We start from the raw sequence: 14,572 nt of genomic DNA on the forward strand, positions 1-14,572 counted from the left end.
CCCTTCCACCCGACCACAGGAGACCCCATGCGCACCCCCACGAAGCGACGCCGCACCGCCGCGGTCCTCGCCACCGCGGTCGCCGCGGCACTCGTCCTCACCGGCTGCTCCGCCGGATCGTCCGCGTCCGACGGCAAGCTGACCGCGTGGCTCTGGCCCGGCGCCCTCGGCGACTCGGTCGTCTCGAGCGCGAAGAAGGAGTTCGCCTCCGACAAGCTGCAGGTGAACGTGATCGGCGGTGACTTCAAGCAGAAGCTCGTCACGACCTTCACCGGCAAGACGAACGTCCCGTCGATCACCGGCGTCAAGGGCGAGGACATGCCCTACTTCCTGCAGCAGTCGAGCCTCTTCACCGACCTGAAGTCGCTCGTCCCGGCGTCCTACCTCGCCCAGTTCCCGAAGTGGAAGCTCGCCGAGGCGACGACGTCGGACGGCAAGCTCATCGGCATCCCGACCGACATCGGCCCCTCGGCCCTGTTCTACCGCGAGGACGTCCTCGCCGAGGCCGGCCTGCCGAGCGAGCCCGCCGCCGTCGCCGCCGCCACGAGCACGTGGGACGAGTACTTCGCGTTCGGCAAGCAGCTCAAGGCGAAGACCGGGGCCTCGCTCGAGGTGTCCATGGGCGACGTCTTCAGCTGGTCGATGGCGCAGGCCGACAGCGGCTTCGTGAGCAAGTCGGGGAAGTTCACCGGCGACAGCGCGACGGTGAAGGAGGCCTGGGACCGCGCGGTGACCGCCGAGAAGGCCGGCATCGTCGCCAACATCGAGGACGGCAGCCCGGACTGGGCCTCGGCCGTCAACCAGGGCAAGATCCCGACCGTCATCGGCGCAGCGTGGCACGCCGGCGACATCAAGAGCGCCGCACCCGACACCTCGGGCAAGTGGCGCGTGACCGCCACCCCGGGCGGACCCGGCAACGCGGGCGGCTCGTTCCTCACCATCCCCGCAGCGACCTCGGACAAGAAGGCCGCCCTCAAGGTGATCGAGGCGCTGGTCGCCCCGTCCGCGCAGGCCACCACGTACAGCCAGGTCGGCAACTTCCCGTCCTCGTCGAAGGCCCTCTCCGAGTCCGCGCTCACCGAGGGTGACTCGTTCTTCGGCGGACAGGACACCGTCTCGGTCTTCCAGAAGTCGATCGAGTCGATGCCCACGAAGTACACCAGCCCCTACGACGCGCAGGTGTCGGCGCCGTACCTGGTCGAGCTGACGAACATCCAGGGCGGCAAGGACCCGGACCAGGCATGGAACGACGCGGTGAAGGCCGCGAAGTCGGCACTGGAATCGGCGCAGTGACCACGTCCGTCGCACCGTCGCTGGCGGGGCCGGGTCCCACGACCCGGCCCCGCCGGCGGGGCATCCGCCGCACCTGGCCGATGTACCTCGCGGTCGCTCCGTTCTTCGTCCTGTTCCTCGTCTTCGGGCTCTACCCGACGATGTACTCGCTCGTCCTCTCCTTCCAGGACTGGAACGGGCTGGGCGACCCCACGTGGGTCGGTCTCGAGAACTTCCAGAAGCTCTTCGCCGACCCGACGTTCTACCTCTCCATCAGGAACACGTTCGTCATCTTCGCGCTGTCGACGTTCCCGATGCTCGTCATCGCGATCGTCATCGCAGCGATGCTCAACAGCGCCGTCCGGTACAGCACGGCGTTCCGGATCGCCTACTTCATCCCGAACATCACGTCGGTCGTCGCGATGGCGGTGTTGTTCGGCTCGATCTTCGGGCAGAACTTCGGGCTCGCCAACACGCTGCTGCACGCGATCGGCCTCCCCGCGGTCCCCTGGCTGAGCACCCCGTTCGGCATCCAGGTCACGGTGTCGCTGCTCATCACGTACCAGTGGACCGGCTACAACGCGATCATCTTCCTCGCGGGCATGCAGTCGATCGGCGGCGAGGTCTACGAAGCCGCGAAGATCGACGGCGCCGGGGCCTTCCGGAGCTTCTTCTCGATCACCCTGCCGCTGCTGCGCCCGACCGTGATCTTCGTGCTCGTCGTCAGCACCATCACCGGCCTCCAGAGCTTCACGGAGGCCCAGGTCCTCACCACCACCGCCGGCTCGACGAACAGCGGCGGCGCCGGCCAGGGCGGCCTCACGATGGTCCTGTACTTCTACCAGCAGGCCTTCGGGTTCAACCGCTTCGGCTACGGTGCCGCGATCGCGTGGGGCGTGTTCCTCATCGTCGTCGTGTTCACGATCATCAGCTGGCGCTTCACCGCCGGCCGGAAGGAAGAGGCACGCGCGTGACCGTCCTGACCCGACCGACCACCGCGGCGCCGTCGAGCCGCACCACCGTGACCCGCCGTCGGCGTCGGGGCCCCGGCGCCTCCCGCGTCGTCCTGTACACGCTGCTCACCGTCGGCGCCGTGGTCTCGATCTTCCCCCTCTACTGGCTGTTCGTCATGGCGAGCAACACGACGAGCGACATCTACAAGTCCCCGCCGGTGTTCGTCCCCGGGCCCTGGTTGTTCCAGAACATCGGGGAGGTCTTCGACAAGATCGACTTCGGCGGCGCGCTGCTGAACACGGTCATCGTCTCGGTGAGCGTCACGGCCCTCGTGCTCTTCTTCGACTCGCTCGCCGCGTTCACCTTCGCGAAGTTCGACTTCCCGCTGCGGAAGACCCTCTTCACGATCGTGCTCGTGACCTTCATGCTCCCGATGCAGCTGTCGATCATCCCGCAGTTCATCACCATGACGAACCTCGGCTGGGTGGGGCACCTGCAGGCGCTCATCGTCCCGGCGGCGGCGAACGCGTTCGGCATCTTCTGGCTGCGGCAGTACATCCTGTCGAGCGTCCCCGACGAGCTCATGGACGCCGCCGTGATCGACGGAGCCGGGTTCTTCCGGCAGTGGTGGACGGTCTGCATCCCGCTCATCCGTCCGGGCTTGGGCTTCCTCGGCATCTTCACGTTCATCGGCTCGTGGAACGACTACCTCTGGCCCCTCATCGTGCTGAACGACCCGAACCACCTCACGCTGCAGGTGGCGATGGCGCAGCTGAACACGACGTTCGCGAACAACTACAGCATGGTGATGGCCGGAGCACTGCTGTCCGTCCTGCCGCTGCTCGTGGTGTTCCTCATCGGTGCACGGCAGTTCATCGGGGACATCGCGAAGGGCGCGATCAAGTGACGGCTCCCGGGGCCGTCGGACCGCTCGGCACGACCGCTCCGGGGTCCGGCTCGCGCCTGCCGCCGCGCGCCAGGCTCCGGTCGGACGCCAAGACGCTGTCGCTCGACGGCACGTGGCGCTTCCGGCTGCACGACCGGGCACCGCGGGACGAGGTCGACGGTGTCCCGCCGTTCGCCGCCGGCACGGACGGCGCGACCGGGCCCGACTGGTCCGACCTCCCCGTCCCCTCGCACTGGGTCCTCCACGGTCACGGCGCTCCCGCCTACACGAACATCCGCTACCCGTTCCCGGTCGACCCGCCCCACGTCCCCGACCGCAACCCGACGGGTGACCACGTCCGGACCGTTGACCTGCCGGACTGGTGGCCCGCCGGAGGCCGGACCCTGCTCCGCCTGGACGGTGCCGAGTCGCTCGCGCGGGTCTGGGTGAACGGCCGGACCGTCGGGTGGTCGACGGGCAGCCGTCTCACGACCGAGTACGACGTCACCGGACTCCTCCGCCCCGGCGCGAACACGGTCGCGATCCGGGTGCACCAGTGGTCGCAGGGGAGCTACCTCGAGGACCAGGACCAGTGGTGGCTGCCCGGCGTGTTCCGCTCGGTCACCCTCGAACACCGCCCGGACGGCGGCCTCGACGACGTCTTCGTCACCGCCGATCGCGACCCGGTGACCGGCCGCGGCACCCTCGTCGTCGAGACGGTCACCACCGCGACGCAGGTGACGGTCCGTCTGCCCGAGACCGGCCTGGAGGCACGACTCGTCCCCGGCGCGCCGGCCCGGGTCGACGTGGGCACGGTGGACGCGTGGTCCGCCGAGGAGCCCCGGCTCCACGACGTCGTCATCGCCACCGACGCCGAGACGGTGCGGCTCCGCGTCGGGTTCCGCCGGGTCGAGGTCGTCGGCGACCGGCTGCTCGTCAACGGCGTACCGCTCGTGTTCCACGGCGTCAACCGACACGAGACCCACCCGGACCGTGGCCGGGTGTTCGACGAGGACACCCTCCGCACCGACCTGTCGCTCATGAAGCAGCACGGCGTGCAAGCGATCCGGACCGCGCACCAACCCCCGCACCCGCGCTTCCTCGAACTGGCCGACGAGTACGGCTTCTGGGTCGTGCTCGAGTGCGACCTCGAGACGCACGGCTTCTGGGAGGTCGACTGGTCGGGCAACCCGTCGGACGACCCCGCATGGCGGGACGCGTACCTCGACCGCGTCCGCCGGACCGTCGAACGCGACAAGAACCACCCGTCGGTCGTGGTCTGGTCCCTCGGCAACGAGTCCGGGACGGGCCGCAACCTCGCCGCGATGGCCGACTGGATCCGCCGCCGCGACCCGTCGCGACCGATCCACTACGAGGGCGACACCGAGGGTGCGTACACCGACCTGTACTCGCGCATGTACCCCACCATCGAGGAGATCGACTCGGTCTGCGGCGACCTCGCCATGCCGGTCCACGAGGTCGGCCCTGCTGCCGGCGCCCGGCAACGCGCGAAGCCGTTCGTCCTGTGCGAGTACGGCCACGCCATGGGCAACGGGCCGGGCTCGCTCGCCGACTACCAGGACCGCTTCGAACGCTGGTCGCGGCTGCACGGCGGGTTCGTGTGGGAGTGGCGGGACCACGGCCTCCGGACCACCACCGACGACGGGGTCGCGTACTTCGGGTACGGCGGCGACTTCGGCGAACCGGTGCACGACGGCGTCTTCGTGATGGACGGGCTCGTCCTCTCCGACGGGACGCCGAGCCCGGCCCTCGCCGACCTCGGGCGGCTCTGGGCTCCGGTCCGCTTCACGCGCGAGGGGTCGTCGCTCACGGTCCACTCGCAGCGGGCGCAGGCCGACACGGCCGACCTGGCCGTGGTGTGGGAGCTGCGCGTCGACGGACGCGTGGTCGACGGCGGAGCGCTGGACGTGCCTCCCGTCCGCCCGGGGCGCGACGTCACCGTCGCGCTGCCGAGTGATGCGGTCGCACCGCGTCGGGGCCGGGAGGCCCACCTGACGCTCCGGGCGTCCCTCCGGCAGGACACCGTGTGGGCACCGCGCGGGCAGGTCGTGGCCGAGGTCCAGACCGTCGTGGAGGTCGTGCCGCCGACGCCGTCGGCGCGCCCGTCCGGTGTGCTGCCGAGCGCCGCGGTCTTCGACGAGGACGGGGCGTTGCGGTCCTGGCACGGCATCGACGTCGCCGTCCTGGTGCCCGAGCTCTGGCGCGCGCCGACCGAGAACGACCGGGCGTCCGGCCAGGGCTCCTACGAGACGACGTCGCCGGAACTGAGCTCCGGACGGGGCGACGAATCCGTGCCGCCCTCGGCCGACCGGTGGCGGGAGCGGGGACTCGACCGGCTGACGCACCGTGTGACGGCGGTCGCGCGCGAGGGCGGTGTCCTCGTGCAGCGGTTGCGGTCGATGCCCGCCGGCACCGGGTCCGGCATCGACTCGGAGTTCCGCTGGTCGGGCGACGGCGACGACCTCCGGCTGCGCTGGAGCGCCGCGCCCGTCGGACCGTGGGACTGCACCTGGCCGCGGATCGGCCTGCACCTGGACCTGCCTGACGACCTCGGGGACGCGGTCGAGTGGTGGGGGACCGGCCCGCACGAGTCCTACCCGGACGCTGCCAACGGCGTCGTGGTCGGGCGGTTCGCGTCCGTCGTCGACGCCCTCGGCGTCCGGTACGCACGGCCGCAGGAGAGCGGCCACCGTCCCGGCCTCCGGGAGCTGCGCATCGGACGGCTCGCGATCGACGCCCTGCGCGGCGCGGGCGTGGACCTGCCCGGGTTCCAACTCGCCAGGCACACGGCGCAGCAGTGGGACCGGGCGGAGCACCCGCACGAGCTGCCGGCGTCCGACCGCCTGCACCTGTACCTCGACGCCGCGCAGCACGGACTCGGCTCGCGGGCGTGCGGACCGGACGTGCTGCCGCGGTTCGCGCTGTGGCCGCGGCAGGTCGCGCTCGAGGTGGTGTTCCGCGCGGTGTCGTGAGCGCCGGCCCCGCTGCGCGACGGGCGCTCGGCCGCGGCTGAGCGACGCCGCGCACGCGGTGCGGGTGCGCGGGTGCGCGGGTGCGCGGGTGCGCGGGGTGTGCCTGCGCTCGGTGCGAGCTTGCACACACGGTGCGAGGTGTTCGCCGTCGCACCGTGTGTGGAACCTCGCACCGTCGGGCTCGCCCCTCGCACCGTGCGAGCGGCAGCGCAGCGGGTGCGCGGGTGCGCGGGTGCGCGGGGTGTGCCTGCGCTCGGTGCGAGCTTGCACACACGGTGCGACCTGTTCGCCGTCGCACAGTGCGTGGAACCTCGCACCGTGAGGACCGGACCGACGCCGCGTTACTCAGTCGTGGAACGTCTCGATCGACGCGCCGAGCGAGTTGAGGCGTTCCTGCAGGCCCTCGTAGCCGCGCGCGATGATGCCGACGTTGCGGAGGACGCTCTCACCCTTCGCGGCGAGCATCGCGAGCAGGATCACGACGGCCGGACGCAGCGCAGGCGGGCAGCTGACCTCGGCACCGGAGAAGTGCGTCGGGCCGGTGACGTCGAGGCGGTGCGGGTCGCGGAGCGTGACGTTCGCGCCGAGGCGGGTGAGGTCGAGCAGGTGGATCGCCCGGCCCTCGTACACCCAGTCGTGCACCAGCGTGGTGCCCGTGGCGCACGCGGCGATGACGACGAAGAACGGCAGGTTGTCGATGTTGAGGCCCGGGAACGGCATCGCGTGGATCTTGTCGATCGGCGCGTGCAGCTCGGACGGGTGCACCGTGATGTCGACGAGCCGGGTGCGGCCGTTCGCTGCGCCGTACTCCTCGGAGACGTCGAAGCGGAGGCCCATCTCGGCGAGGGTCGCGAGCTCGATCTCGAGGAACTCGATCGGCGCGCGCGTGACGGTCAGCGTCGACCCGGTGACGATGCCCGCGGTGAGGAGGCTCATCGCCTCCACCGGGTCCTCGCTCGGCCAGTAGTCCACGACCTCGTCGATGACGCTCCGGCCGGTGATGCGGAGCGTGGTGGTGCCGATGCCCTCGACCTGCACGCCGAGGAGCTCGAGGAAGAAGCAGAGGTCCTGCACCATGTAGTTCGGGCTGGCGTTCCGGATCGTCGTCACGCCGTCGCGGGCGGCCGCGGCGAGGATCGCGTTCTCGGTCACCGTGTCGCCGCGCTCGGTCAGGACGATCGACTTCGTCGGGACGTCCTTGTTCGCCACGTCGACCTCGTACCAGCCGTTCGTGGCCTCGACGTCGACGCCGAACGGCCGGAGCGCGATGAGGTGCGGCTCGACCGTGCGGGTACCGAGGTCGCAGCCGCCGGCGTAGGGGAGGCGGAAGGCGTCGAACCGGCCGCTCAGCGGGCCGAGGAACATGAGCACGCTGCGGGTACGGCGGGCGGCGTCGGCGTCGATGGCGTCGAGGCGGAGGTCGGACGGCGCGACGATCTCGAGCACCTCGCCGTCCTCGGACCAGGTGACACTCGCGCCGAGGCTGCGGAGGACGTCGATGATGCGGTCGACCTCGACGATGCGCGCGACCCTGTGCAGCCGCGTGACGCCCCGGTTGAGCAGGGAGGCGCACAGGAGCGCGACGGCGGCGTTCTTCGACGAGTTGACCGCGATGGAGCCGCTGAGCTTCCGGCCGCCCTGCACCCGGAGGTGAGCGCGCTGCGGGGCTCCACCGATCGAGACGATCTGCTGGTCGAGCGCGTCGCTGATCCGGGTGAGCATCTCGAGGCTGAGGTTCTGCCCGCCCTGCTCGATCCGGTTGATGGCGCTCTGGCTCGTGCCGACCCGCTCGGCGAGCTGCGCCTGGGTCATGCTGCGGCCCTTACGCGCGCCCCGGATGAGGGCGCCGACCTCGCGGAGGGGGGCCGGGGTGGTCGGGGGAGCGACGATGGTGGTGTCGGTCATGAGGGCACGCTAACACGCTCATGAGATAAAACGGGTGACATCACTCGCCGAACTCGCAGCAACGGATCGGGAATATCCCGTCTGTGATAAGTCAGTCCGGGATGCGTGCCCAGGGCCCGTGGTTCTGGCTGCGGCCCCAGGTGCTGTGCGCACCCCGTCCGGGACCGGGTTCGGTGAGCCAGTACCGGGAGCCGGGCGTCCAGCCGGCGACGACGCTCGCGCGGTCCTCGTCGACCGGCACGGCGAGCCCGGAGCAGCGGAACCAGCCGGCGACGGTCAGCTCGACGACGTCGACCTCGGCTGCGGCAGCGGTCCAGTCCGGCATCACCCACGCACCCGCTCGTCCTGTGGCGACACCCCAGTCCCACCGCCGGGTCGTCGCGCTGACGTCGAGCGGGAACCGGCGGCAGAGGTCGGCCCAGTCCTCGGGGCGGTCCACGACGATCGTCCGGCTCACCCGTCCGCCGTGTGCCTCGGTGACCTCGGCGCGCTGCCAGCCGAACGAGTCCTCGACGGCCCACAGGGCGAGCGGTCCGAGGTCAGTGAAGGGTGCGGAGGAGGTCTGCGGAGCGGGCCAGGGCGGCGAGGTCCACCACTCGCCGCTCATCGGGCCGTCCGTGCCGCGCGCCTGGTCGGCGCGGATCCCGTCCGCCCACTCGGCGAGCCGCTCGGGCATCGGCGGCGCCGGACGTCCGGCGTCGTCGCCCTCGAACGACACCGCCCACTGCACGGGGTCCTGTCCACCGAGCCGCTGCACGACGGGACTCGCCGCCGCCCGGGCCGCGAGGCGTCGCAGCGGTGCGACGAGCTCCGGGCGGGCGAGCAGGTCGTCGGTCGCGTCGCGCTCCTGCCACCAGATCGCCGACTCCGCGGTCTGTTCGAGGGCGTCGACCACTTGGTCCGGGGTCAGCGCGGCGGGCTCGACGGCATCGAGTGCCGCGGCGACGGCGGCGAGGGTGGGCATCGGTTCCGCGTCCGGGTTCGACGAGGTGACCGTGCCGGAGTCGTCGAGCGTGAGCCCCCACAGCGCGACCTCACGGCCCTGCTCGCGCGTCAGGTGCACGTCCGCCCAGAACAGCACGTTGCCGAGGTGCTCCGCTGCCGCAGAGCTCCCGCCCGCGGCACGGAGCAGCTCCAGGCTGAACCGTCGGCCGCGCGGGCCCTCGAGCAGGTCCGCGGCGGTGATCACGGCCCGAGGCTACCGGTCGTGCAGGTCGCCCCGGACGATCGAGTCGCCCGAATGCGTCGGGTCCCCGTCGTCGCGCTCGGCCGAGACGTCGATCACCGGGTACTTCGCCGGGTCCATGTGGGCGGGCACCGTGAACCGGCCGCGGTCGCCGTCGAGGAACCCGACGCTCACGAGGCCCTTGAGGTCCGACCGCATCATCCACACCTCGCGCAGTGTCCCCGTGTCCGAGGCGTCGCGGTCACCGCTGACGTCGACGACGAGCGTCAACCGCCCGTCGCGGTCCCGCTCGAGCTCGGCGGTGCCGCGAGCGCCGCCCCAGTCGGGCAGCGCGTCGAGGGTGGCCCGGGCGACGACGGTCTCACCGCTGCCCGGACCCGGGACGACGCCGGTGACGACGCCGACACCGACGAGCAGCGCGAGCGCACCGACGCCGGCAGCCACGACCCCGGCGATCGTCCGGCGTCGACGGCGGCGCGTGGCGGTGCCGGGCCGGTCCCGTCGGCCGGAGGGTCGGACCGCGGCCACGCCCGGACGCGTCGGGGACACGACGGGCTGCGCAGGCGACCCGACGTCGGGTGTCGGGCCCGGACCGGCGTCGGGCTGCTCCGGCGAGGCGGGGTCGACCCGGGCCTCCAGGCCGTCCCCAGCCTGCTCCGCCCGCACGGTCACGGCGATGCGGTCCCAGACCCGCTCCGGAGGCGCGACGAGGTCGACGTCGGCCGCCGACCGGGTGACGGCCGCGACGCGCTGGAGGTCCGCGACCTCGGCGCGGCACTGCGCGCACGCCACGAGGTGACCGGCGACCTCGTCGTCCGCCACGACGTCGGTGACCGCGAGCATCGCCAGCGTCTCGTCGTCCACGTGCTTCACTCGATCACCTCCAAACGTGTTCGGAGCCGAGCCAGGCTCCGATGGATGTGGCTCTTCACCGTGCCGAGGGGGATCTGCAGCCGCTCCGCGATCTCACGATGGCTGAGGTCCTCGTAGAACGCCAACCGCATGACGCGTCGCGGCTCCTCGTCGAGGCGGTCGAGCTCCCCGGCGACGAGGGCCCGCTCGGCGAGGTCGAAGGGCGACTCGGGTGCCGCCGCGGTCTCCTCGACGACGGTCGGCTCGACGGTCGGCGCCTGCCGTGCGCGCTCGGTCAGGGCGTCCGCGATGCAGTTGCGCGTGATGCCGACGAGCCACGCGCCGAGCGGACCGCGGGCGGGGTCGAAGCTGCCGGACCGCCGCCAGGCCTTCACGAAGACCTGCTGCGTGACGTCCTCGGCGGCCATCGCGTCACGGAGGGCTCGCAGGGCCAGGGTGTGCACCAGGGGCGACCACCGGTCGTAGACGGCACGCAGGGCGGCTTCGCTCCCGGCGCTGAAGGCGCGGGAGAGCTCGCCGTCGTCGGGGAGGGTGGTCGTCACGTGGTCCTGTCGTCGGGGCGGTCGGCTTCGACCGTGGCTCGATCGTACGGGGGCCGGAGGGACGGGGTGCGGCGGGTGCACGGTGCTGTCTCCGGGGTCACGGCACCGGTGTCGCGGTGATGACGAGGTTGCTCTCGTAGTGGCGGGTCCGCTCGTCGAACACACCACCGCAGGTGACCAGCACGAGTCGTCGGTCGCCGTCGGTGCGGAACACCTCGTCCCAGGGCAGCCCGCGCTTCTCGAGCAGGGACACCGAGTCGATCCGCCACCGCGTCTCGGCACCGGCGGTGTCGGTGATCGTGACGGTCCGGCCGTCGGGCACGTCCCGGAGGTGCGCGAAGGGTCCGACGCCGTAGCCGACGGCGTCGACGTGGGCCGCGAGCACCACCGTGCCCTCCGCCGAGGACGGTGCGGCGCCGTAGCGGTACCAGCCGGCGACCGACGGGTCCGGCGGGAGCGCCATGCCGCCCTCGTCGTCGACGCCCTCCGGCCGGACCGGCGCGGTGACGCCGGCCCAGTCGACGGCGACCCGGGCGGGTGCCGCAGCGGCCGGGGCGACCGGTGGGACGGTCGCTGCCTGCTGCGGTACCGCCGTCGAGAACGCCGCAGGGGGAGGCGTCGGCGTGCTCGTCGGGGCGAGGGAGGGGTGCCCGCCGGGGAGGGGGCCGGCCGACGAGCACCCGGTCAGGACGGCGACGGCCGCCGTGGCGACGGCGACCGCCGCCACGGACGACCGTGCCGTGCGGAGCACGATCAGCGACCGGAGTCCGGCCGACCGGCGTCCGCGGTGCGACGCCGCCGGACGACGACGGTCCCGAGCGCGGCGGCTGCGAGGAGTGCTGCGGCGGCTCCGATCCAGGGTGCGACGTCGGGCTGGTTCGTCGCGACGAGTCCGGCGTTGCCCGCGGGCACGCCGTTCGGGGTGCCGCCGAGGCCGGAGATCGTCTGCGTCGCGAGGGCGAGGTTCCCGTCCTCGAGGCTGCCCCACGCGTAGACGATCGTGTCGGTGCCGGCCTTCACGGCGACGTCCGCCGGGCCGATCACCGGGTCGGTGGTGCCGGCAGCGGCGACCGAGGCCGAGACGGTGCCCGCGGGGAGCTCCAGCGCCTGCTCGTCCGGGTTCGTCAGCCCGGAGATCACGGCCTTGCCGCCGGCCAGGACGTCGACGGCGGGGGCGGCGGCGACGTGGCGGACGATCAGACGACCCTGACCCGCCGGAGTGGCCGAGGTGTCGTTCGTGAACAGGGTCGCGGTCGGCTTCCCGTCGGTGTCGTCGTGTGCGACCGCGGTGTAGTCGCCGCCGGCGTCGAGCGAGACGTCCACCGGGCCGATGATCGGCTTCGAGTCGTCCGTCGCGTCGCCGGCGGTGATCGCGATCGAGTGCGCGCCGGCGGGGACCGTCATCGGGCCGGCGAGGGTGCCCGGCGTGAAGTCGTCGAGGGCGCGCTTGCCGTCGAGGTACACGTCGACGGTGACGGACGGGACGGCGTGCAGGACGGAGAGGGTGGCGTCGCCGCTGGCGGCCGTGGCGGTCGCGGCAGGCAGCACCGCAGCGGTCGCGGCGAGCAGCACACCGGACGCGAGGCCGGCGGCGAGGGTCTTCTTGCGCATCGTGTCGTCTCCTTCTCTGGCCCGGAGCGGGCCGGTCGGTGAGACGTCGTCCTCGACGTCTCACCGGGTACTACCGGCCGGACCCCCGCACCGGTTGCGCTCGGTTCCTGGGCATCTGCTCACGATGACGTACCCCGTCCGGGGCGCTGCGCCCCGATGCGCTTACGAGCGGCGGGCCCGGACCGATAGGCCCTGGTGCACGCCCACGGAAGGGCGGCATCCCGCCCCACGGACGGCGGCGGGACGATCGAGAACCAGGACGGGCCATGATCGTCGTCACACGACTCAACGGCAGCGGATTCGCTGTCAACCCGGACCTCGTGGAGCGCATCCAGGAGACGCCGGACACGACCCTCATCATGGTCGACGGCGCGAAGTACATCGTGCGCGAGTCCATGGTCGAGGTCATCGACCTCATCGCGGCGTACCGCGCGCGCATCGTCGGGATGGCCTACGGCACCGATGCGCAGCCGACGCGGAACGCCACGGGGCCGGCGCCGACCCTCGCCGCGGTCGCCCCGCTGCACGCGCACGACGGAGGCCGCTGACGTGGACATCGCGACGATCATCGGCATCCTCATCGCGTTCGGCGCGCTCTTCGGCATGGTCGAGATGGAGCACGTCGAGCTCGCCGGGCTCTTCCTGCCCGCGCCCATGCTCCTCGTGTTCGGCGCCACCATCGGCTGCGGCATCGCCAGCACGACCCTCAAGGACGCGATCGCCAGCTTCACGGCCGTCCCGAAGGCGTTCACGGGGAAGGTCACGCCACCGCAGTCGGTCATCGACGACGTGGTCGGGCTCGCCGAGACCGCCCGCGCGAACGGCCTGCTGGCGCTCGAGCAGGAGGCCGACAAGCACGACGACCCCTTCATGAAGAAGGCGCTGCAGAACATCGCCGACGGCACGGACGGCGACGAGCTGCGGATCCTCCTCGAGGACGAGATCGAGTCGAACGCCGCCCCGGTCCGGAGCGCGAGCGCGTTCTTCATGGGCCTCGGCGGCTTCGCGCCGACGGTCGGCATCATCGGCACCGTCGTGTCGCTGACGCACGTGCTCGCGAACCTCGGCAAGCCGGACGAGCTCGGGCCCCTGATCGCGAGCGCGTTCGTCGCCACGCTCTGGGGGCTGCTCACCGCGAACTTCCTCTGGCTGCCCATCGGCGGCAAGCTCCGCAAGCTCGCGCAGCTCGAGACCGACCGGCAGACGCTGCTGATGGAGGGCCTCCTCGCCGTCCAGGCCGGCAGCCAGCCCCGGCTGCTCGGCGAGCGGCTCAAGGCGATGGTCCCGCCCGCCGCTCGGATCGCGGACGCGAAGTCCGCGAAGAAGCAGCGCGCCGCCGACGACGACCAGCAGCTGGCGGCCTGACGATGAGCGCGAACCCCCGCGGTCGCGGTCGTGGTCGTGGCAAGAAGTCACACGACGAGGCGGAGCACCCGGACGAGCGCTGGATGGCGTCCTACATGGACATGATCACCGTCCTGATGTGCATGTTCCTCGTGCTCTTCGCGATGTCGACGGTCGACCAGCAGAAGTACATCCAGCTGAAGAACTCGCTCGCGACCGGGTTCGGCGAGGTGAAGTCGCAGAAGATCGACACCGCGTCCGGCACCGTCGTGACGAAGGACCAGGTGGAGGACGGCTCCGGCTACTCGATCGACAAGTCCCAGGCGGACCACTCGAGCGCGTCGAGCGGCCAGGCGGGCAGCAACGCCGAGGCCGGCCCCGGCACGGCCACCGCCGACCCGACGAGCACGGCCGTCCCCGCGGCCGCGTCGAAGGCCGACGTCGCCGCGGCGGAGCGGGAGCTCGACGACCTCCAGGGCATCGAGCGCGCGATCAAGCAGAACCTCCGCCGAGCAGGGCAGACCTCGAACGTGCAGTTCACCGTCGACGCCCGCGGGCTCACGGTCCGGCTCGTCGGCAGCGAGACGTACTTCGCGACCAACAGCGCCGACCTCTCGGACCAGGCGAAGCGGATCATGGACGCCATCGCGCCGGTGCTCCGGACGAGCGGCCACGACGTCAGCGTCGAGGGGCACGCCGACCAGCGCAACTCCACCGCGCCGTACGCGACGAACTGGGAGCTCAGCGCCGCGCGGGCCACCGGCGTGCTCCGCGACCTCGTCGAGCGCGGGGGGATGCCCGCCGCGCACGTGCAGAGCGTCGGGTTCGGGTCGAGCCGTCCGCTCGCGGAGGGCGACTCGGACCAGGCCCTCACCCTGAACCGACGGGTCGACATCGTGGTGCTGTCCAACCAGGACCAGGACGTCAGCGCGCTCATGCCGGCCCTCGCTGCGGCGCAGGACAGCGCGAAGGGGGTCGCGAGCGGCTGAGCCCCACCGCCCCACGG

The 14,572-nt window shown here is 72.1% G+C and carries 13 protein-coding genes; 7 read left to right on the forward strand and 6 right to left on the reverse strand.

All coding sequences use genetic code 11. From position 1 onward, the window contains the following. Nucleotides 1-27: 27 nt before the first annotated feature. From MON03_RS07710 to MON03_RS07725, 4 genes are read left to right on the forward strand one after another with little or no spacing between them, the layout of a single operon-like run. Nucleotides 28-1,293, forward strand: a complete 1,266-nt coding sequence (locus tag MON03_RS07710; RefSeq protein WP_242091327.1) for an extracellular solute-binding protein — start codon at nucleotides 28-30, stop codon at nucleotides 1,291-1,293. Then, the gene (locus tag MON03_RS07715) at nucleotides 1,290-2,246 is read left to right on the forward strand and encodes a carbohydrate ABC transporter permease (protein ID WP_022904038.1); all 957 of its coding nucleotides are present in this window, start codon (nucleotides 1,290-1,292) and stop codon (nucleotides 2,244-2,246) included. Before MON03_RS07710 ends, MON03_RS07715 begins: the two co-directional genes overlap by 4 nt. Beyond that, nucleotides 2,243-3,133, forward strand: coding sequence for a carbohydrate ABC transporter permease (locus tag MON03_RS07720; RefSeq protein WP_022904039.1), 891 nt, complete (start codon nucleotides 2,243-2,245; stop codon nucleotides 3,131-3,133). The genes MON03_RS07715 and MON03_RS07720 overlap by 4 nt, the downstream gene beginning before the upstream one ends. Next, nucleotides 3,130-6,105: a glycoside hydrolase family 2 TIM barrel-domain containing protein gene (locus tag MON03_RS07725; protein ID WP_242091328.1), complete on the forward strand. Its 2,976-nt coding sequence runs from the start codon at nucleotides 3,130-3,132 to the stop codon at nucleotides 6,103-6,105. Before MON03_RS07720 ends, MON03_RS07725 begins: the two co-directional genes overlap by 4 nt. A gap of 345 nt (nucleotides 6,106-6,450) precedes the next feature. On the opposite strand, the gene MON03_RS07730 is transcribed toward MON03_RS07725, so the two are convergent. From MON03_RS07730 to MON03_RS07755, 6 genes are all read right to left on the reverse strand, one after another. Beyond that, on the reverse strand, nucleotides 6,451-8,010 hold the full coding sequence (locus MON03_RS07730) for a helix-turn-helix domain-containing protein (RefSeq protein ID WP_175329340.1): 1,560 nt from the start codon (nucleotides 8,008-8,010) through the stop codon (nucleotides 6,451-6,453). A gap of 91 nt (nucleotides 8,011-8,101) precedes the next feature. Further along, nucleotides 8,102-9,199: a hypothetical protein gene (locus tag MON03_RS07735; RefSeq protein WP_242091329.1), complete on the reverse strand. Its 1,098-nt coding sequence runs from the start codon at nucleotides 9,197-9,199 to the stop codon at nucleotides 8,102-8,104. A gap of 9 nt (nucleotides 9,200-9,208) precedes the next feature. Beyond that, nucleotides 9,209-10,060: an anti-sigma factor gene (locus tag MON03_RS07740; RefSeq protein WP_242091330.1), complete on the reverse strand. Its 852-nt coding sequence runs from the start codon at nucleotides 10,058-10,060 to the stop codon at nucleotides 9,209-9,211. A 5-nt stretch (nucleotides 10,061-10,065) separates the two neighbouring features. Continuing rightward, nucleotides 10,066-10,611 (reverse strand): RNA polymerase sigma factor, encoded by a 546-nt coding sequence (locus MON03_RS07745; RefSeq protein ID WP_242091331.1) that lies wholly within the window; start codon nucleotides 10,609-10,611, stop codon nucleotides 10,066-10,068. A 97-nt stretch (nucleotides 10,612-10,708) separates the two neighbouring features. Further along, nucleotides 10,709-11,362: a class F sortase gene (locus MON03_RS07750; RefSeq protein WP_229727818.1), complete on the reverse strand. Its 654-nt coding sequence runs from the start codon at nucleotides 11,360-11,362 to the stop codon at nucleotides 10,709-10,711. A 2-nt stretch (nucleotides 11,363-11,364) separates the two neighbouring features. Next, nucleotides 11,365-12,222, reverse strand: coding sequence for a DUF4397 domain-containing protein (locus tag MON03_RS07755; RefSeq protein WP_242091332.1), 858 nt, complete (start codon nucleotides 12,220-12,222; stop codon nucleotides 11,365-11,367). Nucleotides 12,223-12,488: 266 nt separating this feature from the next. Here MON03_RS07755 and MON03_RS07760 point away from each other — a divergent pair, with 266 nt between their 5' ends. From MON03_RS07760 to MON03_RS07770, 3 genes are read left to right on the forward strand one after another with little or no spacing between them, the layout of a single operon-like run. Next, nucleotides 12,489-12,770 carry a flagellar FlbD family protein gene (locus MON03_RS07760; RefSeq protein WP_022904938.1) on the forward strand — a complete coding sequence of 94 codons (282 nt, stop codon included), beginning with the start codon at nucleotides 12,489-12,491 and terminating at the stop codon, nucleotides 12,768-12,770. Nucleotide 12,771: 1 nt separating this feature from the next. After that, the gene (locus MON03_RS07765; RefSeq protein WP_022904937.1) at nucleotides 12,772-13,587 is read left to right on the forward strand and encodes a motility protein A; all 816 of its coding nucleotides are present in this window, start codon (nucleotides 12,772-12,774) and stop codon (nucleotides 13,585-13,587) included. Between the two features lie 2 nt (nucleotides 13,588-13,589). After that, on the forward strand, nucleotides 13,590-14,555 hold the full coding sequence (locus MON03_RS07770) for an OmpA/MotB family protein (protein WP_022904936.1): 966 nt from the start codon (nucleotides 13,590-13,592) through the stop codon (nucleotides 14,553-14,555). The last annotated feature ends 17 nt before the right edge of the window (nucleotides 14,556-14,572 follow it).

The organism is Curtobacterium sp. DN_7.5 (genome assembly GCF_022655355.1).
GTDB classification, from domain to species: Bacteria; Actinomycetota; Actinomycetes; order Actinomycetales; family Microbacteriaceae; genus Curtobacterium; species Curtobacterium luteum.